A 24,732-nucleotide genomic window follows, 5' to 3' on the forward strand; every position below is an offset into this window, starting at 1 on the left:
GTGGAGACTGTGTAAGACGTAGTGGGACACCCGACTATGCAACAGTTTATGAAATAGGAAGCCCCTTATTCAATCGACCGGAAGGTGGATAAGGAGGGGTTATTCACATAAGACGTTGTGATACGAAATGTGATCTTTTTGCGCAGTAATCCCAAAGAAACCCATCATTTTACAGGGAGCTTTTTGTTTTTGAGTTAGATCAGTCAGGCAACTTTGCTTTGTCTATGGACCATTCAATTTTTTTAAATCTGTTCAACAATCGGGCACGATTGTTGAACAATACAGGTAGAAAATGATTAAACTTTTTTATAAAAGCCAGACTAAAGTCTGTTGAAGAAGAAATCATTTTGATCAATCTTTTTTCAAAATGGTTTCTTTTTATTTATCATAAAACGTGGGTTTGCGAGGTATTTTTTGAACAAACTTTATTTCAAAACTACAATTCGCTCTATTTTGAAATTTTCTCCTTCTTTATCTTTATCTTCATAAATGTAGTGAATATATGACAAATACTCCAGCCGTCGAATTTTATAGTTATAAATCAAGGTACAATTTCAAAAACAGTACCTTGGTTAAAATCAGTCACTTTCATAGAGCCATAAACGCCTAAATATAGTCTGGTTTGATCCAGATTCGTTCCCAAACTAACATAATAAGCTGATTGAGACCCAAAATTATAATCGGTTTCAATAATACTAAAATCATTTAGTTTACAATCTGTACTTACCCTGGTATAAGCTAAAACCCCTCTAACCGGAGGTCGAGATTCTTCATGCCGAGCAAAATCGGTAAACACAACGCTTCCCGTTAAATTTGGGATTCCATTCCCCATATATGGCTGGACTCCTGTAAGTGCAGTTCCTCCAAACTTGTCTGATCTGGGATCTTTATGAAAATAACTAGTTAAAGGTTGTAGACGCCTCACTGAAGTTTTTACTGTTTCATTGTAATAAGCAATTGTTTTCTCATCCAAAGTCGGATTCGCAGAACAGCTACTTATAAACGCAGTAGGAAAAGCACCTTCCCACCCCCGCCAACCAAAGTTAATAAATCCTTCTTGATCAGGGTTAGATCTCATTAAAGAAGCTTGAATAAGCTGAGTAACCGGTATTGGTTTATAATGTACGAATGAAAAAATCGACTCTACCAAATCCTGTCCGACAATCCCTACATATTTGATATACTGATTATAAAACCTTTGAAATGAAATGCCTGTTATATTACGAACCCCTTTGGCAATTACCGTAAGCGATTCCTGGATAGGTACGGGAAGTTCATTAAAACGTGTGACCACGGGTGGATTATTGATAAATGTATTCTTAACTACATCAATTTCAATTATTTTACCGAATATTTCCATATTATCCTGACTTAAATTAAATGGATCATAACCTGCTCCACCATCACCAGTTGTTAGAACAAGTTTTCCAGTTTCAGGTGAAAAGTTTAAGCTATTGACACCATTATGATTAAAAAATGGTCTTCTTATGTTAAGTAATGTCCGTCGTTTTTGAGGTTGACCATTCGATTGTAAAATCCATTCTTCAACTGTATCAATATGATCATATTGAGTTTCTCTATTTGTCCACCTTAGGTTTAAAGTTCTGGGATCACACGGGTTAGGCTTAAAATGTTCAGAAAGAGCACCTGGACCTTGTGTTCCAGCTACTGAATAATGAAGATAAAACAGACCGTTATAATAAAATTCTGGATGAAATGCTAGCCCTAGCAATCCACGTTCATCATATCCACTACCAGAAACACCTTCCTCAGAAGTACCTAATTTTATGACTCGCGGGCGAATATCTAAAAAAGTCTTGATAACTCCGTCTCCTATGTAAAAGATCTCTCCTACCTGGGTTGCAATAAATAGTCGTTCAATTGAATCACCCGGAAGTATAGTTGTTTTCAAAACGGTGGGTAAATTTATCTTACTTACAATAGGTCGTAAACGAACCTTAACTTTTATCAACTAATTTTACACTCCTTCTTATTGTTTTCTTTTATAAGAATATGACTAGAACTGTTCTATTAGTATCAAATTAGGGCCGGGGAATTAGGGGAATTTCCTTTTAATATTGGTCCGTTTTTGGTAGGTTTTATGTGGATATTAAGATGAGTATATGGAAATTTCAAACTGTTTATATTACTCAACGCAATTGTAGATGGTGCTTTTGCATTTATATTGAATGGTGTTATTAAAAAGATAAAAGTATTTACATTAGTTCGGTTAAATTAGATTCAACATTAAAGTTTTGTAAGGGAATAACCTCTTAATTTAACGAACTATTAAGTAGAATATTAACAATGAAAATTAACATACCCTAATAATCAAGAAGAAATAGGAGGATAGATAGGATGGTAGATCATTTTTCAATCATAAATATCATTTTTAGTATTCTCTTTTTCGGTTTAATCGTATTATTTTTTGTTTCGCTTGGAGCGTTTATACGATCACGATTCATCAATCAATCTAGTCGAAGGACTTCTTTAGTTGAAATTGAGAAGAAGTTAGATTGAATTATTGAGATGTTAGAGGAGAAAGAAAAAAATTAATATTTTCAATAATACAAGTGAAAGAAAATATTAAATTTAGAAAAGAACAAGAAATATGGATAAACCATGTTTCTTGTTCTTAATAATCACAAATATATCGAACATAAATGCTATCTGAGTATTTAATTTATAATAGTATTATATAATTCTAGAGCTTCTTTTACATTCAATCCATTTTTTACGATGCCATGAATAGATTGAATCATAGCAACCGGATGTTCAGATTGCCAAATATTCCGTCCCATATCTACACCGATTGCTCCTTCTTGCAGTGCGTTGTATGTAATTGTTAGCACTGCTTCTATTGTGTCTAATTTTGGTCCTCCAGCAATAACGACTGGGGCAGGACATGTACTTGTGATTTTCTCAAAGCCTTCACAGTAATACGTTTTAATAATATCAGCGCCCATTTCAGCACATACGCGTGAAGCTAGTGCTAAAAAACGTGCTTCTCGTTTTTGAAGTTCTTTTGCTACTGCAGTAATTCCTAGTACGGGCAAACCGTAATCATGTGCTTCGGATACAACATTGGCAAGATTTGTTACAGTTTGAGTTTCATAATCAGATCCAACAAAGACAGATACACCAACCCCAGCTACGTTATGACGCAGTGCTTCTTTTATTGGAGTAACAATTGTTTCATTGGCAAGATCTTTCCCAACTACAGTGGCCCCACCTGACACACGAAGGACCATAGGAGTTTTACAATTTTCCGGTATACAAGAGCTAAGGACACCTCGAGTTAAAAAGAGGGAGTCTGTATATGGAAGTAAGCTTTTTACTGTTTCAAGAGGTTGTTCTAATCCATGAATTGGCCCTAAAAAGTAACCGTGATCAATTGCTAGCATAACTGCTTTTCCGTCAGGCAAAATAGTATTTAAGCGATTTTGAAATCCCCAAGTCATAGGATATCACTCCTTAATTACATTTTGGATTTTCTGTTTGTACAGTATCTTTTTCTTGCAAGTGAGGCGATTTAATAAAGAGCGCTTTAAAATTTTGAGAAGAACGATTGATGAGATAGTGGGATTCATGAGGACGAACTTGTAAGACATCGCCTTGTTTAATAGGAACTTTTACATGATTAATATAGAAATCTATTTCACCTTCTAATGCGTAGAAAATTTCTTCACAAGTTGTATGATAATGGTTTTGAAAATCTTGCCCTGGTTTAATGACAACAACACCTATATCAATATTAGGTCCCTTCACTAAATATTTTGGTCCATTATCACCGAAGCGATAAGAAAAATCTTCTTCATTTACTTTTAGCATGCTTTTCACTCCTTTATGTAACAATTTACAGAGCGCCAGGTGCAATCCACATATGAGAAGTAAATCCTTGATCAGCTAATTGTAGTTGCTGCTGATATACAATTTTCCAGTTTTGATATAATTCTTGATACTGTTGATGGTTTTCGATATTTGGTATATACGTTGTTTCCCATTTTACAAATTGTTCAGAAACGGCTTCCATTGAATGATAAATACCAGCACCAACTCCTGCAACTATTGCTGTTCCTAAAGCAGCAGCTTCTTTTACTACTGGAACTTTTACAGGAACACCTAATACATCAGCTACAATTTGACACCATAACTTTCCTTTTGAAGCCCCCCCAGCAAAAACTACTTCTCTTGGGAAATGTCCTGTTAATTCTTCAATTAATTTTAAATTTCCATATGTTACAAAAGCAGCACTTTCTTCAATTGATCGAAACAGTTCTTTCTTCCCGCATTGTTCAGAATCTAAGCTTAAATTTATAAAAGAGGGAGATGCATGGCGCCAAGAAATATAGTTCATGACATTAGAAAAAATCGGAATGATACCGTGTGATCCAACTGGGACATGCTTTGCTTGTTCCTCTAATAATTCGTAAGCATCGATACCTAGTTCTTTTGCTCTTTGTTTTTCTTCTTGACAGAAAGCGTCCCGAAACCAGCGCATAACAAGGCCGGGAAAAAAGGCAATTGTTTCGTATTGCCAAAGAGTAGGAAGAACGTGACAATTTACACGAATGCGAGCATTTGGATCTGGTACAGGATTGTTTACATTCACTTCTTGTTGCCAAAAACTTCCTCCGCAAATGAATGTTTGCCCGTTTTTGACAACTCCAGAACCGAGAGAAGCCATTTGCGCATCTCCACCTCCAGTAACAACAGGCGTTCCCTCGAATAATCCAGTTTCTGCTGCGCTTTGTTTTGTTACGTTTCCAATAAGAGTTCCGGCTTCATTTATTTGTGGTGAGAGCACAGAGGAAAGTTTGCATTGGGCCACTAATTCTGGAGCCCAATTTCTATTTTGTAAATTGAAAATTCCCGTTGTACATCCATTGGAAGGGTCAACTTGTAATACGCCGCACAGTTTATATAAAATCCAGTCATTTAACATGGTAATAGAATGTACTTTCTTATAAATCTCTGGTTGGTGTTCCGCAATCCATCGTAACCTTGGTAATGCACCTAGAGCGAACGTTTGCCCTGATACCGTATATAGATTATGCTCAATGTGAGGGTGTAGTTGTTTAAGTTGTGTAACTTCAGCAACAGCACGGTTATCAACATTTGCACACGCCCAAATTTCAGTACCATCTTTGTCATATAAAACAAATCCTTCGCGCATACTTGTTGCACTAATTCCTTGAATAGAAGAAGGAGGAATACCACTTGTTTGTAGTACATCTTTTGTACATTCTTGAATAAGTTTCCAGTTTTCCTTTACGTCAAAATCCATTGAACCTGGGTATCGTGGGTTTTCTATGTGAACCCATTCTCGTTGACTAACAGCAAGTTGATTACCTTGTAAATCAAATAAAACAGCTCGGATACTACCAGTTCCGGCATCATAAGCTAATAGAGCAGCCATTATATTCCACTCTCCTTTTCCAATAAAGAAAGGGCAGTTTCTTCATCGATAATCAATGTATGAATGTACCTGCCTTTCAATGCCCCGTAAATCGCATCAACTTTTTGTTTACCGCCAGCTACTCCAACGACGTGTTTCATATTCCGAAGTATAGAAAGAGGCGTACCGATAATTCGTTTATGATGAGATAAACTTAGGATGTCTCCATCGATGGTATAAAATTGTCCAAGAATATCACCAACACCATGTTGATTTCGAATATATGTCATTTCCCGAAGGGTCATTTTTTCTTCTTTTAAAATAGTCGCATCAGAAGATAAGCCGCCAATTCCAACAACAGCAGTATTTGCGAGCGATGCAACATGCAACATGTCTTTCACAGATGGTTCAGATAGTATGCTGTCTGCCATTTTTTGTGTAGAAGCTAAAAATGGAGAAGGGATAATATGGAGATTTCCATGTACTTGATTAAGGTAATTTTGTTTTTTAGGAAGATAGTAACTTACGCCGCCGGTTAACGTGACCATAGAAATATTCATAGTTACATCAAAATTAATATTGTCCAGCGTTTTTGAGATAGTTTCACCCCAGCCAATACCGAGTAAATCGCCGTGTTGTAAATGTGTTTCTAAATATTGCGCAGCTGCTTTACCTAATGAATCAGAAAGATTATCTTTCGGCGTTGGAATAATGAAAGCATCTATTAGTTGAAACGCTTTTACAAGCTCTCTTTCTATACTTAAACAATGTAAACCAGTGCCTTTAATATGAAATGTAACGATTCCTTCAGTCCGTGCTTTTTCTAATAAACGGACAACTTTGTTCCGGGATATATGTAGTAATGAGGCGATTTCTTGTTGGGTAAGGTGATCTTTGTAATAATACCAAGCAGCTTTTGTTAACAAATTTTCTTCAAAGTTCAGCTGTGTCATGCTTTTCATCCTTTCAACAAATGACCGATGTTTAAACATATGTAAGTATATTTTTATTTATACCGTCTGTAATAGGAGGTTTACTTGAGAAAAATAAGTTCTAGATATGAGGAAAAGGATATACAATGCTACAAAACAAGTAGAGCAAAAAATTAACGGTTGAAAAATTGTTTCCTGTTAAAGGTAGGTGAAAGAAGCTTGGAACAAGTTCCTTTATTGGAAGTTAAAAATGTAAAAAAAGCATTCTTACAGCAACCTGTGCTAAAAGGAATCAATTTAACAGTAAAGAAAGGGGATATTTTCGCATTAGTAGGTGGTAACGGGGCTGGAAAGTCGACGTTAATGAAGATATTGACAGGGTTGTACACTTATGATGAAGGAGAAATCAAAATAAAAGGGAGATCTGTTACATTTTCCAATCCATCTGAGGCTCATCGAAACGGTATTTATTTAGTTCCGCAAGAACCGCTTATTTTTCCTAATATGACTATTGAAGAAAATATTTTATTAGGCATGAGGCAAAGTAAAAGAGAGCTTCGGACGAAATTAGATGTACTCATGAGGCAACTTGGCTGGAATCTAAGGCTGGGTGAGCGTGCTTCATTGTTGCCTATTGCACAGCAGCAATTAGTAGAAATAGTTAGAGGATTAATAAGAGAGGCAGAGATTCTTATTTTAGATGAACCTACATCGACGTTAACAGAAAATGAAATTAAGAGTCTATTTGTTGTGATGAAAAATTTGAAAGAACAAGGAATTGGCATGATTTATATTACTCATAGGTTTCCAGAGATTTTTGCAATTGCGGATCAAGTAGCTATTTTACGAGACGGCGTAATTTCTAACCAAGGTAATGCAAATGAATTTACTTACGATATCCTATTACAGGGACTACTACCAGAAGATTATCAGCAAATTCAAAAGAGAGAGAGTTTATATAACGAGACAGCGTCGTTAAAGCAAGTATTACAAGTAAATCATTTATTTAGTCATAGATTTCGAGATATTTCATTAGAAGTAAAAGCAGGAGAGATTGTTGGAATTGCTGGTGTTGTGGGAGCGGGAAGAACGGAATTAGCTGAAGTATTATATGGTATTACATCTGCAACCGAAGGAAACGTTCTATTAGATGGGAATGAAATTACAATGTGGTCAACAAAAAAGAGAATTGATGCAGGAATTATATATGTACCTGAAGACCGAGCGAGGCATGGGATTTTTTCAATTGCTTCTGTACAACAAAATATGACCTCTGTTCTCTTATATCGTTTAAGTGCATTTTTTTTAAATCAAGAAAAAGAAAGCGCTTTAACGGATGGGTATATTAAAAATTTTCGAATTATGGTTCACGATACAAATCAAAGCATAGAGTCTTTATCGGGAGGAAATCAACAAAAAGTAGTGTTAGGGAAATATCTTGCTTGTCAGCCTAAGCTTATTATTTTAGATGAACCAACACGTGGTATAGATGCAAAAGCGAGATTCGAAATATATGAAACAATTAAAGAACTAAGAGAAAATGGTTTAGCGGTATTGTTAATTTCCTCAGATTTAGAAGAAATCATGAATTTAGCAAATCGTGTGTATGTAATGCGAAATGGTAATATCGTGTCACATTTAGAACAGGAAGACATTTCATTGGATCGTATTACACGTTCTGCTTATGGGGGAGAGGAGGTTTCAAATGGATGAAATATGTTACATATATATTGAAAGTGCGTGAAACCTCTATTGTAGGGCTGTTATTTCTTTATATTATCTTTGTTAGTGTAATGAACAAAGATTTTCTTCAATTGGATTCTTTTTCGATTATTTTAAAATCAAGTCTTATTTTAATTGTTCTCGCAATTGGTCAATCATTCGTGTTATTCACTAAAAATATTGATGTCTCGGTAGGATCGATAATGGGTTTATGTGCTGCTTCGTGTGGAATGTTTTTGACCAGTGGAAATAATCCTTTTAGTGCAATTATAATTACATTTTTGCTCGGTGCGTTTATCGGAATTGTAAATGGCGTAGGTGTGACAAAGTTTCATGTTCCAGCAATTATTATGACACTAGGAATGCTAGGTATTATTCGAGGTTTGATGATTATATATACAGAAGGGAAATGGATCGAAGATATTCCAAATGACTATAAAAAATTGTCTTCCGTAACATGGTTAGAGATTCCGATAACAGTTTGGTTCATCGGACTATTATTAATAGCTGCTTATCTTTTCCTAACAAAGATGTCGTTCGGAAGATATTTTTATGCGGTAGGAGATAATAAAGAAGGTGCAAGACTGATTGGGATTCCGGTATCGTTTGTGCAAATTTTAGCCTTTATGATTTCGGGCATTACTGCTGCAATTGCTGGATGTCTATTTGTTATGAATATTGGGTTTGTACCGAATCAAACAGGAACAGGAATTGAACTGCAAGTAATCGCTGCTGCGGTGCTTGGTGGTATTAGTTTAAAAGGTGGTACGGGATCAGTTTTTGGTGCAGCTTTAGGAGCATTGTTTTTAGAGGTGATTAGTAGTTCATTAGTATACTTAAAAATCCCAGCCTTTTGGAACAACGCAATTTCAGGATTTTTATTATTACTTATTATTATTCTAGATAGTGTAGTACAGAAATGGAGGAAACAGAGGCGGAGGGAGGTGGAAATATGAAGTCTAATCACTGGCTCTTTTGCTGGGAGGGAGCACTCCTTCTTTTGTTATGTATGGAGTTTATCGTTTTTAGCTTATTAAATGCAGATTTTTTAAATATAGGGAATTTATTGTTTAGTATTAATGATTTTATTTTTATTACAATAGCCGCGATACCGATGACATTTGTCATTATGACGGGAGGAATCGATGTTTCAGTTGGGGCAGTTATGGGGCTTACATCTATTCTTATCGGTGTATTATGGATAAATGGGGCATCTATTGGTATTGCGGTAATAATTGCTCTTATTATAAGCGTATTAGCTGGTTTTTTAAACGGTGTTATTATTCAAATGACATCTGTTGAACCGCTAGTTATAACATTAGGAACAATGTTTTTATATTCGGGTATCGCTCTTGTAATTTCGGGTGGATCTAAAGCAACTGGATATGAAGGAATTAGCGGATTGCCAGATTCATATGTCCAGTTTGCAAATGGAATATTCTTAGGAATTCCTAATTTATTTTGGTTACTCCTTATTATGACTGTTTTATTCTCTATTCTGCTGCGCTATACAAGATATGGTCGATATGTAATTTTAATAGGCATGAATGAAAAAGCAGCTAAATATTCTGGAATTCAAACGAAGCGAGTTGTTATTTTAGCATATATGCTTTCTGGTCTAGGCGGTGGATTAGGTGGAATATTTCTAACGGCTTACTTTGGTTCAGCTCGAGCGGATTTAGGAAACGAAGCAATTTTACCAGTCATTACAGCAGTTGTATTAGGCGGTGCTCTTATTACTGGTGGAAAAGGAAGTATTGTAGGAACTGTTCTTGCAAGTATTGTTATTGGAATTATGCAATATGGGCTACAGATGACAGGATTAACAAATGAGCAATCCAATGTTGTAATCGGTATTATTTTAATTCTCTCTGTTATGGTACGCCATTCCAAGATAAGATACTTCTTTATCAAAAAAATTGTTTCACATAGGGAGGAAACAACATGAAAAAGAAGATAAGTGTATTCATCATTTTATTGGTGTTTGTTGTTTCTATGATGGCATGTACAAATACAAAATCAGATGGGAATAAATCAAAAGATGTGAAATTTGCCTTTATTCCTAAATTAACTGGAGTCGGTTTCTTTACATCGGGCGGAGAAGGCGCAAAAGAAATGGCGGATAAGCTCGGTGTAAATTTAAAATACGATGGACCTTCTGAGGCAAGTGTATCAGGACAGGTAAAATATATTAATAACTTTATTAATCAAAACTATGATGCGATTATGGTTTCATCTACTTCTGTCGACGGTTTATCACAAGTTTTGCAACGTGCAAAGAAAAAGGGGATTACAGTATTAACATGGGATTCTGACGTTAATCCGAAAGATCGCTCTTTCTATATAAGTCAAGGAACACCAGAACAATTGGCCAATTTGCTTATTCAAATGACTGCTTCACAAATTGGTGATAAAGGAAAAGTAGCATTCTTCTATTCTAGTCCAACAGTAACAGATCAGAATCAATGGGTTACAAAAGCGAAAGCAATTATAAAAGAAAAATATCCGAATTGGGAAATTGTGACGACCCAGTATGGGGAAAACAATGCTCAAAAATCACTAGCAGTAGGTGAAAGCATTTTGAAAACATATCCAGATATTAATGCAGTCATTTGCCCTGATGCAACTGCATTACCAGCAATGGCACAAGCTGCAGAAAATTTAAAAGTGGATAAGAAAGTTGTTATTACTGGTTTTTCAACACCTAATGTCATGCGAGATTATGTGAAGCGTGGTACAGTTCAACAGTTTGGCTTGTGGGATGTAAAACAACAAGGTGCACTTGCAACCTATGTTGCAAATGAAATGGTTGTAAAGGGTAAAAAGTTAAAAGTTGGTGATAGCTTTGAAGTTCCTGGTATTGGAAAAGTGAAAGTGGAACCAAATTCGATTCAAGGATACGATTATGAAGCAGAAGGAAATGGAATTATTGTATTGCCAGAACGGGTTGTGTTTACAAAGGATAACATTGAAAAATATAATTTTTAATAGTGTGTTTTTAAAGAAAAATTAATTATAATGATGAATATTTTCAAGTGAAGAGCAACCTAATATGGTTGCTCTTTTTTATGAAATAAAAATGAAACTTTTTTGAAAATCGAGAGAATATAGAGTGAAAGCTTTGAGAAAGGAGCCCCGATGCGAGTGAAGTAGAATTACAAGAATGATTGCTGTCCAAAGGGAAAAATAGTTGTAGACTGAAAAAGGGGGCTAGATATAGAAACAAAAGGAGCAGATGCAGCCCCTTTTATTTCTTATCATAAGGCTCTGTTAAACTAAAATGTTGATAAGTGAATATGAACAATGACTGTCTAAATTTCACAGTCATTATTTTTTTAAATCCTTTCTAATTGTTTCTTTCCATTTATTGATGTTGTTTATTGCATTTTTTTCTCCACCATTATATAAATCTTCAATTGTCATTGACCATCTTCTATATATACGTTTTCTTTTGTGGTTTGGCAGTGGATTGGTTATTTTACCTACTTTTGAAACGAGTTCCCTATTTTTTCTAAGAATATAACCAGTATCCCAATTATTATCATAAGCTCCAGTGAATAAGTTTATCAAATGATTATATCCATCTTTAGTATAGTTAGATGGGTGTTGAATCATATAACAAGAAACAAGCCAAAAATGTAAATCATATAATTTAGAGTCGTTATGCTCCCAAACCAGTGGGAATTGAAACATCTCGTAACAGGAAAGTCCATCTATTTCATTTGCTCCACATTCAATACATTTACCAGATTCCATTATTGTATTATTGTCAACCATTGTCGTTAAATCCTCCACTGATATACTTGTTCTTTTTGGGTATGTGGTAATTTATCAATGTGCTTAAGTAGATTACTAAATGCTTTGCTCATTCTTGCTTCCTCCGCGAATGTTTGTTCTTATAACAAATATACTAAGGATTCGAGAATGTATTAAATATCAACACTATACTTTAACAGAGCCTATCATAAAAACGGACAATATTTTATCACCATTTTTACCTTTGATTGTCCCAAAAGTATGATTTTCATTTATTCTCTAGATTTTTATGTTTGCTCATGAGTTTCTCGGTATATTCAATCGATTTTCCTCTAGGAACAGAAAGGCATTTCCATTTCTCATTTTTAAGTAACTTCCCTACATATACAATTTGGCCAATATGATAGGAATAATGTGATATTTGCCTTTCAATAGCTTCAATTACAGAATGAGCCTCTCCGCGTATATGAATTGTCTTTTCTAAATCGTTTTCTTTCAAACTATTCAATGCTGTAAATAAAACTTTCCATCCTTGATTCCATGCCTCATATAAGGCTGCTTTAGAGGGAAATTCCCCAGTAAATTCATCATCACGGTTTCTAGTTGATTTTTCCCCATCTGTTGTTAAAAAATCAGTCCATCTAGAAAGCATGTTTCCCCACATGTGTTTGACGATAATGGCGATACTATTAGATTCTTCATTCGGATATATATGGAGTTCTTCATAACTTAATTGATCGATAGCATCTTCGCCTAACTTTTTCATAGAATGAAATGTTTTTAATACACAGCGTAAATACTCTTTTTCAATTCCCATTATAAACACCTACCTAAAAAATACTTTTATAAAGGATTCGATATTTACCTGTTGTAACCTTTTATTTGAACGTAGTGGAATATAAAGTTCTTAACAGCCCTTTCTTTCATAAGGAAGGGTTGTTTCGTTATAAGTCGAATACAGTAATGTTGCAAGAGAGGAGTAATCATATGTTATTTCAACAAGGAGAGCTATCTATTCGATACATAACGGAAGATGATGTTCAAACATTATCAAACTGGTTATCAAATCCTGAAGTTTTACGTTTTTATGAAGGGCGAGACAAACCACAATCAGTAGAACAAGTTCGAGAGCGTTATATAAGTAGTTCTGAAGATAAAGAGAAAAAGTGTATTGTGGAATATAAAGACCGAGCTATTAGCTATGTACAAATGTATCCTTTAGATGCAGAGTGGAAAGCGTTATATGGATATGGTAAGAAAGAGAATGTATGGGGGATGGACCAATTTATTGGAGAAACAGCATACTGGAACCGAGGAATTGGTACAGAGCTTGTGCAAGCTGTAATTACATATATCAGTAACAAATTAGGTGCAGTCGCAATTGCGATGGATCCAAGGGTAAGAAATGAACGAGCAATTCGTTGCTATGAAAAGTGTGGTTTTCAAAAAGTGAAATTGTTGAAAAAACATGAATTACATGAAGGAGTATTGGAAGATTGCTGGATGATGGAGTATAAAAATGAGGGGAGAGTTGGTTGATGAAACAAGCACTTATAGTAATTGATGTGCAAGAAGGAATGTATACAGCAGGTGTGCCTGTACATAATGGCTCTGGCTTATTGCAAAATTTACAGGAAGTAATTCAAAAATGTCGTACACATGATATACCTGTTATCTATGTACAACATAATGGAACTGAGGGTCATCCGCTAGAAAAAGGAACACCGGGTTGGCACATTCATTCTAAAATTACTCCGATGTCAAATGAGGTTGTAGTGGAAAAAGAAACACCTGATTCTTTTCATGAAACAAATCTTCGTGCAGTTTTGCAAGAAAAAGGAATTAAACATCTTTTCATTTGTGGACTGCAAACCGAATATTGTGTAGATACAACCGTTCGCCGTGCCTTTAGTGAAGGGTATAAAGTAACACTTATTCATGGTGCACATAGTACGTTTGATTCAGAGCAATTATGTGCAGAAGATATCATTCAGCACCACAATAAAGTGTTAGGCTGGTTTGCGAATATAGTAGATGTAAAAGATATAAAGTTAAATTAGAAACATAGTATGTAGAGAGAAATATTTCATAATCTAAGTGTATTTTGATGAAAGTTAAGCCACCATTTTTAGAGTGAATTGTGGATTTAAAACAAAGTTCAACCGTTTATATATGAGTGCAGTGACATAACTAGGAGGTTTCCACTATGACAGCTTTCTTTGAACCTATGGCGTTCCAGCTGAAAACCGAACGACTTGACCTGAGTATGTGGGAGGAATCCGATGCAGCCTGGTTGAGAAAACTAATTGGTGAACGTGGTGTGGACATGCCGACTCTTGACGCCGCCCGTAGCCGGATTATCGAGATGCGCAAGAGAGCAGTCGAAAATGGCATTTCCCTTCTCACTATTCGCCGCCGAGACGAAGGCGATTTCATCGGATACTGTGGCTTGATTATCGGTCGTTCCACACTTGAAGAGCCGGAGATCGCATATGAGCTGTTCCGCAGCGTTCACCGTAAAGGCTATGCGACTGAGGCAGCATCCGTGGTCCTGGACGCTGCGATTGCTACCGGGCGCAACAGGCTTTGGTCGACTGTAGGCGCTTGGAATGTTGCGTCCTTCCGAGTGCTAGAAAAGATAGGATTTGAGCGGCACCACAGCACGTGGGACGAGCGCGGTGAGATAGTTTGGAACGTACGCGATCTTTAGAGATTCCGACCTTTTCCGAAACTATGGAAAAGGAGAAAAGGTCATTACTTTAGGGGAGAATCCAGATACAGGTAAAAGGGCTGGTTTATAACCCAAATAGTGACAAACTATAACCAATACGAAGCATTTACTCCTGCTGAAGTAGTGACAAAAAAAGGTGGCTGGACAAAAATCTTATTGCACTAACTGAGTGCTTATCTTGAATAAGATTTAAGAGACGATCTTCAAGAATCGGGCGTGGTTGTTGAACAACATAGGTAGAAATGATCAAACTTTTTTATAAAAACCAAACTTAAATCTGCTTAGAAGAATCCATTTTGATCAATCTTCTTTCAAAATGGATTCTGTTTATTTATCGTAAAATTTGGGATTGCGAGGTATTTTTGATCAAACTTTTTTTCAAAGCTACATAAATCCCTAGAGATGATGCTTATTTATAAGTAAATTTAGTTTTTCATTAAGTCCTTACACAGTTCTTCTCGCCGAAATTAGTCAATGTCATGCGGAGTTAAAAAGTAGGAGGAGTAATTGCAAAGATTACTACTGCTTTCTCCTTATACGGATTTTCCCATTTATGCTTCATATAAGATGGGATTTTTACACTATCACCTGTGTATAAAGTTAATGTTTCTTGATTTAAATTTAGAGTAACAGTTCCCTCTAAAACAAATGCGATTTCTTCACCTTTATGCTCTATTAGTTTTTCGGAAGAAGAGGCTTGAGGTAATAAAGTCATAAGAGCAAGTTCAAGGGCTCCCGTTAAATCTGGAGATAGTAATTCATATGACAAATGTTCACTTTCAGGAAAACTAATCTTTTTTCGTTGGTCAGCTCTTACAACTAAGCTTTGTGCACTTGTATCTTCCAAAAAGAAATTAAACATAGGAATATTTAATGCGTTAGATATTAATTTAAGGGTTTGCAAGGATGGGTTTGCAGATCCTTTTTCGATTTGACTTAACATAGAAGGTGTGACATTGACGAGTGTTGCCAGTTCTCGACTACTCAAGCCTTGTGCTTTTCGGTATTCTGCTATTCTTTGTCCGACATTTATATCATTCATGTTGATTCTCCTTGTATATGAATTATTAAAGATTTTTATTAAATTTAATTTAAATTTATTAATATATATTTAATTAATTTCGTTTGTGTGTTAAATTTAGTTTAATTATAATAAATAAAATTAAATTTTAAAATGCTAACATCTAACATTAATTAAATAAGGATAAAGAAGGGAGAATTCACAAATGAAGAAGTATGATAGCACAGCTATACAAATCTTAAAAGAAAAGCACCCTTTACTAAATCAACTCGTTTTGACGGAGGAAGTATTTTGGGTCAATCCTAATAAAGAAGAGTTTGAAACCGGAATTAAAAAAGCACCTCTTACTAAAGACGATGTAAAAGATGCTGAGGAAAGATTAAAACGTTTTGCACCGTATATTGCGAAAGCCTTTCCTGAAACAAAAGATACGAATGGGATTATTGAATCTCCTTTAGTGACAACGCCTTCTATGAAACAACATTTAGAACAAGAGTATGAGCAGCATATAGTAGGGAATTTATTACTAAAATGTGATAGTCAGCTTCCGATATCAGGATCTATTAAAGCAAGAGGCGGAATTTATGAAGTTCTTAAACATGCGGAAGATTTAGCTTTAGAACATCATTTATTAAATAAACAAGATGATTATTCCATTTTAGATAGTGATCAATTCCGCACGTTCTTCTCGCAATATTCAATCGCAGTAGGTTCAACAGGGAATTTAGGGCTTAGTATTGGCATTATGAGTGCAAAATTAGGATTTAATGTGACAGTTCATATGTCCGCTGATGCAAAGCAGTGGAAAAAAGATTTACTTCGAAGTAAAAATGTCACAGTTATTGAATATGCAGCGGATTATAGTAAAGCAGTAGAAGAAGGAAGAAGACAAGCCGAAGCGGATCCTATGTGTTATTTCGTTGATGATGAGAATTCAAAAAATCTGTTTCTTGGATATGCTGTAGCTGCTTCTCGCTTGCAAAAACAACTGCAGGATCAAAATATTGTTGTTGATGCTGACCATCCATTATTTGTTTATTTACCATGTGGTGTCGGCGGAGGTCCTGGCGGCGTAGCATTTGGTTTGAAATTATTGTTTGGTGATCATGTACATTGCTTCTTTGCGGAACCAACTCATTCTCCATGTATGTTACTCGGTTTGCTGACAGGTCTTCACGATGAAATTTCTGTCCAAGACTTTGGCATTGATAATGTGACAGAAGCTGATGGCCTTGCGGTAGGAAGAGCATCTGGATTTGTTGGAAAAGTAATTGAACCGCTGCTAAGTGGATGTTACACAGTAAGTGATCAAGAATTATATAGACTATTAAAAGCTTTTGTCGATACAGAAGGAATCAAATTAGAGCCGTCAGCATTGGCAAGTGTATACGGACCTGTTCAATTGTTCAAACAACAGCAATATATACAAGAAAATCATCTGCAAGAAAAAATGATGCATGCAACGCATATCATGTGGGGAACAGGTGGAGGTATGGTTCCACCTCACATTATGGAAGAATATTATCAAAAAGGGTAAACAATCTGTGTCTAATGTATATTTAAGAGTACATCACTTTATCTAAAGTGGTGTACTTTTTGTTTTTTATAAGATTCTTTTTGATTTAATATATTACTATAACAAAATAGTAACAAGAATAATTTACCATAACATTAGTTTCAGTTATAATAAAGATGTTTGTAAAATTATAAAAATTCTAACTGATGAAGGGGGATTATTTTGAATACAACTCAACTATCTCAACGATTCAAAAATTTTGCTAAAATTGAATGCAGAGGTTCAAGTAAACTGTATGAGTATTTATCTATAAAGATTTCAGAAGATGATGAGTTAATGGAGTTATGTGCAAATTCTCGAGAAGGGCAACCAGTTCCTAATTTATTTTTAGGGGCTGTTCATTATCTATTGTTAAAAGGAAAAGAACATGTTTTAAAAAAGTATTATCCAAGTATTACTAAGCATCCAAGAGAAATAGAAGATTCTTTTATTCATTTTAAGGATTTTTGCCGAATGTATAGAGACGAAATTATTTCTATCTTAAAAAGCAGGTTAGTACAGACTAATGAAGTAAGACGTTCTGCTTATCTATATCCAATTTTTTGCTATATTTACAACGTTGTAAAGAAGCCCTTATCACTAATAGAAATTGGAACAAGTGCTGGTCTGCAATTGTTATGGGACAAGTATAGTTATTCATATGGAACAAATGAGGTTTATGGAGATAAAGACTCAAATGTCCATATAACATCTGAAATAAAAGGAAATCATACGCCGCCATTTCTTTTATCTAGTCCTCCAGTAGCTTCAAAAGTAGGATTAGACTTACATATTAGTGATTTAGGAAATTCAGAAGATTATTTATGGTTAAAGTCGCTTATTTGGCCTGAACATGAAGAAAGGTTAGCGCTTTTTGAAAGTGCAGCTAAATGCCTTATCGAGAATCCAGTAAAACTTGTAGAAGGGGATGGAGTGGCATTACTTACAAATGTTGTAGAAAAACTTTCAAATGATAATGCTATTTGTATTTTCCATACTCACGTTGCAAATCAAATACCAGAAGGTTCTAAGTATGAACTAATAGAAAAAATAAAAACGATTGGAAGTAAAAGAGATGTTTTTCATATTTACAACAATATGTGGGATAGAAAACTTCATCTTGATTATTTTTTAAATGGTATAGAATATAATCAAACTATCGGAGAAACAGATGGACATGGTAGATGGTTTGATTGGGACTTGAAGTAGATTTTTACTTAATGTATTAAGGAGAAAATTTTTATGGCTAAAATCGCCATGAAGAAAAGATCTTAGTAACTATTGGAGCAGAACATTGTTATTACATTCAGCAGGAATTAACTAAGATAGGCATAAACGTAATTTTCCCGATTGAAATTAAAATTAGTAACTACCGATAACTATAACTTATGGTAACCCCAAAAGTGATTCTGTGTAAGAACACTTTTGGGGTTATTTTTGATAAAGGGCTATCTCCGGTCTGTACGTACTCTGGAACTGTCATGTTGGTAATACCTTTGAATATGAACGAAATGAAACGAGTGAAATATGTTAAATAATTGTGTTGATTATAGTAAAAAAACTTGGTATGGTTATACATTGTTATAGCTAATATGGGAAAAAGAAAAGGAAAGCGAAATCAAGATAAGGATTGCTATTCTACTATGAAGGATTTTAAAGGAACGCTGTTTTTGTATAAATAGAATATTAACTATAAATGAATATTTTCAATATAAGGTACAAGGAGATAATAATATGAAAGATAAACTAAGTACAATCCCCTCATTATCTTCAAACTCTGTTTATTTGGGTGTTTTGCTAGCTGTAGTTGGAGGGTTTTTAGATGCTTACACTTTCATTAGCAGGGACGGAGTATTTGCTAATGCACAGACAGGAAATGTAGTACTACTCGCTATAAGAGCAGCTAATGGGGAATGGGGAAGTGCTTTGCTTTATATCCCGCCTATTTTAGCTTTTATATTAGGTGTTTTAATATCAGAAGTAGTAAAGATTCCTCATATAAGGCATTTATTACATAGTTATAGACGCTCTATTCTTATGCTAGAATGTATTGTTTTAATCATTGTAGGTATCTTGCCAAAAAGTATACCTAACATAGTGGTAACAGTATGTATTTCGTTTGTATCATCTTTACAGATCTCTACTTTTAATAAACTAGACAAGTGGGCTTACAATTCAACGATGACAACAGGTAATCTTCGAATTGCAACGCAGGCAGCATATTTAGCATTCAAAGAACATGATCAGGAAGAGAAAAAACGATTTAAAGAATTTCTTGTTATCATTGTTTCTTTTATATTTGGTGTGCTGTTAGGGACTTTTTCCACCACTCATATAGGGATCAAATCTATTTGGATTGCATCTGGAATTTTAGTGATTGCTCTTATTATGTATCATAAAGATAGAGGTTATTGGAGAAAATCCGTAACGTTGAAATGAAAATTTTTAAAAAATGTTGCTCTAATAATCCCTCATGTGGAGTGCAACGCGCTGATAGCATAAAAATCGTAGCTCGGTAAAAAATCCTGAGAAATAATGGTTCTCAGGATTTTTCCAATTGAATTTAAGGTCAGTAACTACTGACGACTATAACTTATTGCAATTCAAAAAGTGATCCTGTGAGAGATCACTTTTTTGTTATCTTTGATAGAGTATTATCGTAAATAGCTGTGCGAAATGTATCATTTCCGTTTTTTCGCATCTGTAACATTCTGTTCTTCAGCAAACTCTGTTCCATAAGCTAGCGATCGGTGGAAATTAATATCTTTTTTATTGCTTGTTTGCTGAGTAGAAATACGACTGAGTAAATAACTATGAACAAAGACTTCTGCTACTGTAACTACTATTGCTGATAAAATACTTCCCCAAGCAATTTGCATATAATTATCTAGAAGTACGCTGCCGAAAATCCATACACTCATATAAGTGAAAAGAAAATCAACCATGATTGCAGCGGTATTTCCCACCCGTGGTAAGAAGATTAGGTCTCCTAACATATACGAGGCAATCGTGATAAATAGACTGAAGGAAAAGATGTCAACAAATGTTGCATCAAAGAAAAAATCCAAGCCAATTGCAAAAGCAATTATGCAGGATACAAACTTTATAAGCAGAATAGTAATATGATTCATCATCTGAACCTCTCTTTTTCTATTTAGTTTGAATGAAAATAGGAAGTTTATGCATGGAAATTTAAAGTTCAAATTGTAAGGTGGAGTTAAATTAACAATGTATCATTGTAAAAAAGATAAACACCTAATTCGAATACCTAAATAGGAGGAAGATAATGACTCAATTATTAATCAATCCGATGTTCTTAGTACTCATTCTGTTTCCGGTTGTTACGGTAATTTTAAGTGCAATCGCTTATGTAAGGTTAAAAAATTTATTTGTTATGCCCTTAATCATTTTTCTGCTTTCAATAGTCTTTATGATTATGTATGCAAATGAAACATTTCTCTATTGGGTAATTTTATATTCAGCTTTATCAATATTGGTAGGGCTTTTGTTCAAATTTATTTTGTCTAAATGAATTTAGTGATTTGAACTGCTGTTTAACTTTAAGTTGAAGGATTTTTGAATGAACTGAAAGGAAAATGAAATGTTATTCTCAAAGGTAGAACTGATTTTTAAAAGTAAAAATTTTTATCACTCTTCATTTATCTGAATGTTAAAAAAACACAAAAAATGTTATATTAAAAAGAGGAAATTAACATTTTTAGGTAAGGAGGGATAGAGATGTGGATTACTTCAGAGGTAGAAATTCCAGATGAATTATTTGATAAACTCGAACAAGGGAAATTGGTGGTATTTGTTGGAGCTGGAGTATCTATGAAAGGTAATTCAAACTTACCGAATTTTGATGACTTAGTTGATTATATTGCGAACGCTCTATATGTAGAAAAGCGTGAGGAAAATGAACCGCACGATTATTATCTTGGAAAAATTGCGAAAACGAAAGATGTTCATCAGATTGCTAAGAATCTTGTTCATGTAGCGTATTCAAAGCCAAATCCATTGCATGATTCTATTTTACAATTATTTGCAGCTGATGAAAATGTTCGTATTGTAACTACAAATTTTGATCAACATTTTACAACTTTACTCGAGGAATCGAAGCGTAAAGTAAATATATATTATGCTCCGGCACTTCCAACTGGAAGAGCTTTTAAAGGATTGGCATACATTCATGGTAATGTGGAACAAGAAAAAGAAAATTTAATCTTGACAGATGGTGATTTTGGAAGGGCTTACTTAACAGAAGGATGGGCAAGGCGGTTTTTAGTAGACCTATTTTCTAATTATACCGTTTTATTTATTGGTTATAGTCATAATGACCCTGTTATGAAGTATTTAGCAACTGGATTACCACCTAGTACGAGAAGGTATGCCTTTGTTGCTCATGGAGAAAATACATATCACTGGGAGCATTTAGGGGTTAAGCCGATTGTATATCCGAATAAGATGCAAAATCATCAGTCATTAGCAAAAGCAGTACAGCGATGGGCAGAGCTAATGGGTGATAATTATATTACAAAAAGAACACGGATTCGTGATATCGTAACGGTTCCACCATCTTTAGAGCAGGAGCAGCTGTCTTATATTAAACAATCTGTAAAAAAGATTGAAACACTTCGATATTTTGTAGAGTTTGCAAGAGACTACGAATGGGTGGAATGGCTAGAAAAAGAGGGGCAGTTACGGAATTTATTTTCAGAAGAAACTGATACTTCTGAGAAAGATCAGTTGCTTGCACAGTGGATTGTTGATCATTTTTTATTAAGTCATCAAAATGAATTATTTCAGTTAATGTATAAAAATAATACGAAGATATCGGCCTTGTTATGGAATACGATATGCACGTTTTTAGTAGATATGGAACAACCGATACATACGATTTCCTTTGCAAAATGGCTTTTATTATTGTTAGAAAAGGCGAAAACAAAAGAATTTTTTATTGGCAATTTGCCTTCTTTACTTCATAAATGTACGTACCCGGAGCATAAAGAAATTATGGTTCTTTTACTAACTTGTATATTAGATGGAAAACTGAAATTGAAGCGACTTCGGCAATGGGAACAAGAGACGCAAGATGTTGTAGAGTTAGCGGAAACAAATCACCTGTCAGCTGCAACTTTTTCAAAAATGCAGCACATATGGGAAGTGAAAATAAAGCCGCATCTTTCTTATTTTGCTATACCAATTTTGCAGATTGGATTAGAAAAATTACAGAGATTAGCTCTAAAACAAAAGACCCTTCAAATCCATGATACAATCAGTGAATTACGAAGTGCAATCGAACCGCATGAGCAAGATAGCCAGCCGCGTGAATTTTCTTTTTTAATTAATATTGTTAGAGATTGTATGAATTATATTTGTGCACATGATGAAAATAAAGCAAATTTTTATATTGCTTATATGCTTGAATTTGGAAACACACTGCAAAAGAGAATTGCAGTGCATAGTATGAACCATACTGTGTTCCGAACGCAAAATGAAAAAATTGAATGGTTATTACAACATAAATTGCTTATTGAAGACTCTTGCAAGCATGAGGTGTTTCAACTGTTAAAGAATCATTATGAACAGGCATCTGAATCTTCAAAACAAAAAGTGTTAAAAAACGTAATGAAACACTTTGAAGTAAAAACTTGTTACGCGGCTTGTAACTTAATAGATTGGCTTTACATGTGCGCTCCAGATAACGAGTCTACGAAACAAACATATGAATTTATGAAACAGAAATTCCCTCATTTTTTATCGAGAAAGTATCCGGATTTACAAGAAGAGCGGACGTTACAGCCGATTACATGCAATTTAACAGCAGATGGTTTGTTGCATATGAGAGAGGAAGAAATGGTAAGGCAAGTTCTTCAATATTCACATGAAGGATTGTTTGAGAAACATCATTTTTTAGAAATGCTTTCCAAGGCTTGTAAAACAAATGCACAATGGAGTATTTCTCTTGCATATCAATTAGTTAGATATAAAGAAGTGAGTAAAGAAGTATGGTTTGTATTAATGAGGGAGTGGCGCAATAATCGAAAATTAACAAATGAGCAAATACAAGAGATTTTACCATTGTTACATCAATTTGTACGATATGCCACTTATCATTGGCTTATTAGTAGTTTTCTGTATGAAAAGAGCAATCGGTTAGAGGAATTTCAAGAAGACACAATTCGAGCAGTAAAGCAGCTTGCTTTTTCGTTGTTCCCTCATGTTATGAAAGGCGAGCAAGGAGGAAGAAAAGAGCAAACGGATTACTACAATGAGGCTGTTCAGCATCCGGTAGGGAAAATAACATCAGTTTTATTAAAACTTCTTGCATATGAACATCTATATGATCGAAATATACATGCTTATTTGTATGTATTTGAAGAGCAGATGCGAAAAAAATCATACTACGTAAATGTTATGCTTGCTAGGCTCACAGCTGATTTAACATTTCTCTATCATATCGAGAAGCAATGGTGTAGAAAGCATATGATTCCTTATTTAGATTTGCAGAAAAATGAAGAGGAAACAAAGTATGCATGGGCTGGGTTTGTAAATACTCAAATTAATTTGCCTTTATTTATACAAACAAAGAAATATATTGCTTTTGCTGTTCGCCATTTACATTTGTTGAATGAACAAACACAAGAAGTATTTATGAAGTGGCTGAGTCTCGTCTTTCTAAAGTGTATTTTATATTGGGATGAACAAATAGATTGGTTATACACTCTTTTTATACAGGGAGAAGAGCTAGAAAAAGTAAAGTTTGTCGGAAATGTATCTTACTATGTAAAAACATTAAGTATAAAAGAACAACAAAAGTTTTGGCAAGACTGGCTTGCAGATTTTTTAGTAGAACGTCCCAAAATGAGTATAATATTAGGGAAAGAATATATCATCTTTCTGCGGTTTGTGTTACACATGGATGCTATTGCTGAAAAAGGGATTGAAGCTGTTTTATCGTATTTTTCTATATCTTCACTGCATAAAGAGAAACAAGAAGTGAAATATTTGTTCAAACAGATGCTGGAAAAAAGTGAGCTAATTCATCAAAATCCTAAAGTGTATGCAAATTTATTTTTCGTTTTATTAACAAAGCTAAATGATGCAGAGTGTATTGAAAATGAAATCATTAATCTTCAGAAAATATTTGATGAAACAAAGCTTGAAAATACACTATTTGAATGTATTCAAAATGAGATGATGCGCATCGGATTGATCAATCGAAATGCAAATGATTCACATTTGTTATTATGAAACATACGATGCAGTGTGAGTAGAATTTTTAAAAAATAATGAAAAAGTGTTGACATGGTTAAAAATAACACTTTATAATACAAATCAATACTTAATAAAAATAAAGCATTGAAGGGAACATAGTAGTGTTTATCTCCCTGTAACAGAGAGCTGATGGCTGGTGGAAATCAGTACAAAGGTAAACGTGAATTACAGTCCTGGAGCATCTTTTTCGTAGTAAAGGCAGATGTCTTTATGAAGGAAAAGACGGTCGATATGATCGTTAACAAAGAAGAGAGGTAGACATATTTGTCTACAACTAGGGTGGTACCGCGATAATAATCGTCCCTACTGATTGAATCAGTAGGGATTTTTTGCATATAT

The 24,732-nt window shown here is 34.5% G+C and carries 22 protein-coding genes and 1 other annotated feature; of the genes, 13 read left to right on the forward strand and 9 right to left on the reverse strand.

The genetic code is table 11. The features are described 5' to 3' along the window. Positions 1 to 541: 541 nt before the first annotated feature. The gene (locus tag CN326_RS05490; RefSeq protein WP_098307041.1) at positions 542 to 1,972 is read right to left on the reverse strand and encodes a PQQ-dependent sugar dehydrogenase; all 1,431 of its coding nucleotides are present in this window, start codon (positions 1,970 to 1,972) and stop codon (positions 542 to 544) included. A gap of 386 nt (positions 1,973 to 2,358) precedes the next feature. Between CN326_RS05490 and CN326_RS05495 the strand changes: the two genes are divergently transcribed. Further along, positions 2,359 to 2,520 carry a DUF4083 family protein gene (locus tag CN326_RS05495; protein WP_098307043.1) on the forward strand — a complete coding sequence of 54 codons (162 nt, stop codon included), beginning with the start codon at positions 2,359 to 2,361 and terminating at the stop codon, positions 2,518 to 2,520. Positions 2,521 to 2,678: 158 nt separating this feature from the next. Here CN326_RS05495 and lsrF read toward each other — a convergent pair whose 3' ends face one another. Genes lsrF through CN326_RS05515 form a run of 4 tightly spaced genes read right to left on the reverse strand, consistent with a single transcriptional unit; the run spans position 2,679 to position 6,351 of the window. Beyond that, the gene (gene lsrF, locus CN326_RS05500) at positions 2,679 to 3,461 is read right to left on the reverse strand and encodes a 3-hydroxy-5-phosphonooxypentane-2,4-dione thiolase (protein WP_098307045.1); all 783 of its coding nucleotides are present in this window, start codon (positions 3,459 to 3,461) and stop codon (positions 2,679 to 2,681) included. A 13-nt stretch (positions 3,462 to 3,474) separates the two neighbouring features. Further along, complete coding sequence (locus CN326_RS05505; protein WP_098307047.1) at positions 3,475 to 3,831, reverse strand: cupin domain-containing protein; 357 nt, start codon at positions 3,829 to 3,831, stop codon at positions 3,475 to 3,477. Positions 3,832 to 3,856: 25 nt separating this feature from the next. After that, entirely contained in the window at positions 3,857 to 5,419 is a 1,563-nt protein-coding gene (lsrK, locus tag CN326_RS05510) for an autoinducer-2 kinase (protein ID WP_098307049.1), read from the reverse strand. Further along, a complete protein-coding gene (locus CN326_RS05515) occupies positions 5,419 to 6,351 on the reverse strand; it encodes a sugar-binding transcriptional regulator (RefSeq protein ID WP_141524973.1) in 933 nt (310 codons plus the stop codon). The genes lsrK and CN326_RS05515 overlap by 1 nt, the downstream gene beginning before the upstream one ends. A 198-nt stretch (positions 6,352 to 6,549) precedes the next feature. Here CN326_RS05515 and CN326_RS05520 point away from each other — a divergent pair, with 198 nt between their 5' ends. Genes CN326_RS05520 through lsrB form a run of 4 tightly spaced genes read left to right on the forward strand, consistent with a single transcriptional unit; the run spans position 6,550 to position 11,040 of the window. Next, positions 6,550 to 8,043: a sugar ABC transporter ATP-binding protein gene (locus CN326_RS05520; RefSeq protein ID WP_098307053.1), complete on the forward strand. Its 1,494-nt coding sequence runs from the start codon at positions 6,550 to 6,552 to the stop codon at positions 8,041 to 8,043. Next, the gene (locus tag CN326_RS05525) at positions 8,040 to 9,008 is read left to right on the forward strand and encodes an ABC transporter permease subunit (RefSeq protein WP_098307055.1); all 969 of its coding nucleotides are present in this window, start codon (positions 8,040 to 8,042) and stop codon (positions 9,006 to 9,008) included. Before CN326_RS05520 ends, CN326_RS05525 begins: the two co-directional genes overlap by 4 nt. Next, positions 9,005 to 10,000 carry an ABC transporter permease gene (locus CN326_RS05530; protein WP_098307057.1) on the forward strand — a complete coding sequence of 332 codons (996 nt, stop codon included), beginning with the start codon at positions 9,005 to 9,007 and terminating at the stop codon, positions 9,998 to 10,000. Before CN326_RS05525 ends, CN326_RS05530 begins: the two co-directional genes overlap by 4 nt. 47 nt (positions 10,001 to 10,047) lie before the next feature. Continuing rightward, positions 10,048 to 11,040 (forward strand): autoinducer 2 ABC transporter substrate-binding protein LsrB, encoded by a 993-nt coding sequence (gene lsrB, locus CN326_RS05535; protein WP_483295636.1) that lies wholly within the window; start codon positions 10,048 to 10,050, stop codon positions 11,038 to 11,040. 339 nt (positions 11,041 to 11,379) lie between these two features. Here lsrB and CN326_RS05540 read toward each other — a convergent pair whose 3' ends face one another. Beyond that, positions 11,380 to 11,829, reverse strand: coding sequence for a DUF5946 family protein (locus tag CN326_RS05540; protein WP_098307061.1), 450 nt, complete (start codon positions 11,827 to 11,829; stop codon positions 11,380 to 11,382). 247 nt (positions 11,830 to 12,076) lie between these two features. Continuing rightward, complete coding sequence (locus CN326_RS05545) at positions 12,077 to 12,625, reverse strand: DUF1572 family protein (RefSeq protein ID WP_098307063.1); 549 nt, start codon at positions 12,623 to 12,625, stop codon at positions 12,077 to 12,079. A gap of 170 nt (positions 12,626 to 12,795) precedes the next feature. On the opposite strand from CN326_RS05545, the gene CN326_RS05550 reads away from it, so the two are divergent. From CN326_RS05550 to CN326_RS05560, 3 genes are all read left to right on the forward strand, one after another. Then, positions 12,796 to 13,347, forward strand: a complete 552-nt coding sequence (locus CN326_RS05550) for a GNAT family N-acetyltransferase (protein WP_098307065.1) — start codon at positions 12,796 to 12,798, stop codon at positions 13,345 to 13,347. Further along, positions 13,347 to 13,868 carry a cysteine hydrolase family protein gene (locus tag CN326_RS05555; protein WP_098307067.1) on the forward strand — a complete coding sequence of 174 codons (522 nt, stop codon included), beginning with the start codon at positions 13,347 to 13,349 and terminating at the stop codon, positions 13,866 to 13,868. The genes CN326_RS05550 and CN326_RS05555 overlap by 1 nt, the downstream gene beginning before the upstream one ends. Positions 13,869 to 14,014: 146 nt before the next feature. Beyond that, entirely contained in the window at positions 14,015 to 14,518 is a 504-nt protein-coding gene (locus tag CN326_RS05560) for a GNAT family N-acetyltransferase (protein ID WP_098307069.1), read from the forward strand. A 508-nt stretch (positions 14,519 to 15,026) separates the two neighbouring features. Here CN326_RS05560 and CN326_RS05570 read toward each other — a convergent pair. After that, positions 15,027 to 15,581, reverse strand: a complete 555-nt coding sequence (locus CN326_RS05570) for a helix-turn-helix domain-containing protein (protein WP_098307071.1) — start codon at positions 15,579 to 15,581, stop codon at positions 15,027 to 15,029. A 184-nt stretch (positions 15,582 to 15,765) separates the two neighbouring features. Between CN326_RS05570 and CN326_RS05575 the strand changes: the two genes are divergently transcribed. The 3 genes from CN326_RS05575 (at position 15,766) to CN326_RS05585 (ending at position 19,554) form a co-directional block, all read left to right on the forward strand. Beyond that, positions 15,766 to 17,097, forward strand: a complete 1,332-nt coding sequence (locus tag CN326_RS05575) for a D-serine ammonia-lyase (RefSeq protein WP_098307073.1) — start codon at positions 15,766 to 15,768, stop codon at positions 17,095 to 17,097. Positions 17,098 to 17,295: 198 nt separating this feature from the next. Then, on the forward strand, positions 17,296 to 18,324 hold the full coding sequence (locus CN326_RS05580; protein WP_098307075.1) for a DUF2332 domain-containing protein: 1,029 nt from the start codon (positions 17,296 to 17,298) through the stop codon (positions 18,322 to 18,324). Positions 18,325 to 18,849: 525 nt separating this feature from the next. Beyond that, entirely contained in the window at positions 18,850 to 19,554 is a 705-nt protein-coding gene (locus CN326_RS05585; protein WP_098307077.1) for a YoaK family protein, read from the forward strand. Positions 19,555 to 19,796: 242 nt separating this feature from the next. On the opposite strand, the gene CN326_RS05590 is transcribed toward CN326_RS05585, so the two are convergent. Next, on the reverse strand, positions 19,797 to 20,246 hold the full coding sequence (locus CN326_RS05590; RefSeq protein WP_098307111.1) for a YndM family protein: 450 nt from the start codon (positions 20,244 to 20,246) through the stop codon (positions 19,797 to 19,799). A gap of 155 nt (positions 20,247 to 20,401) precedes the next feature. Here CN326_RS05590 and CN326_RS05595 point away from each other — a divergent pair, with 155 nt between their 5' ends. After that, positions 20,402 to 20,647 carry a DUF2651 family protein gene (locus CN326_RS05595; RefSeq protein WP_098307079.1) on the forward strand — a complete coding sequence of 82 codons (246 nt, stop codon included), beginning with the start codon at positions 20,402 to 20,404 and terminating at the stop codon, positions 20,645 to 20,647. 206 nt (positions 20,648 to 20,853) lie between these two features. Next, positions 20,854 to 24,369, forward strand: a complete 3,516-nt coding sequence (locus tag CN326_RS05600; protein WP_098307081.1) for a DUF4020 domain-containing protein — start codon at positions 20,854 to 20,856, stop codon at positions 24,367 to 24,369. A gap of 99 nt (positions 24,370 to 24,468) precedes the next feature. Further along, positions 24,469 to 24,701, forward strand: a binding site (T-box leader). Positions 24,702 to 24,732: the final 31 nt, after the last annotated feature.

This window comes from Bacillus sp. AFS018417 (assembly GCF_002560985.1).
In the GTDB taxonomy this organism is placed as follows: Bacteria; Bacillota; Bacilli; order Bacillales; family Bacillaceae_G; genus Bacillus_A; species Bacillus_A rhizoplanae.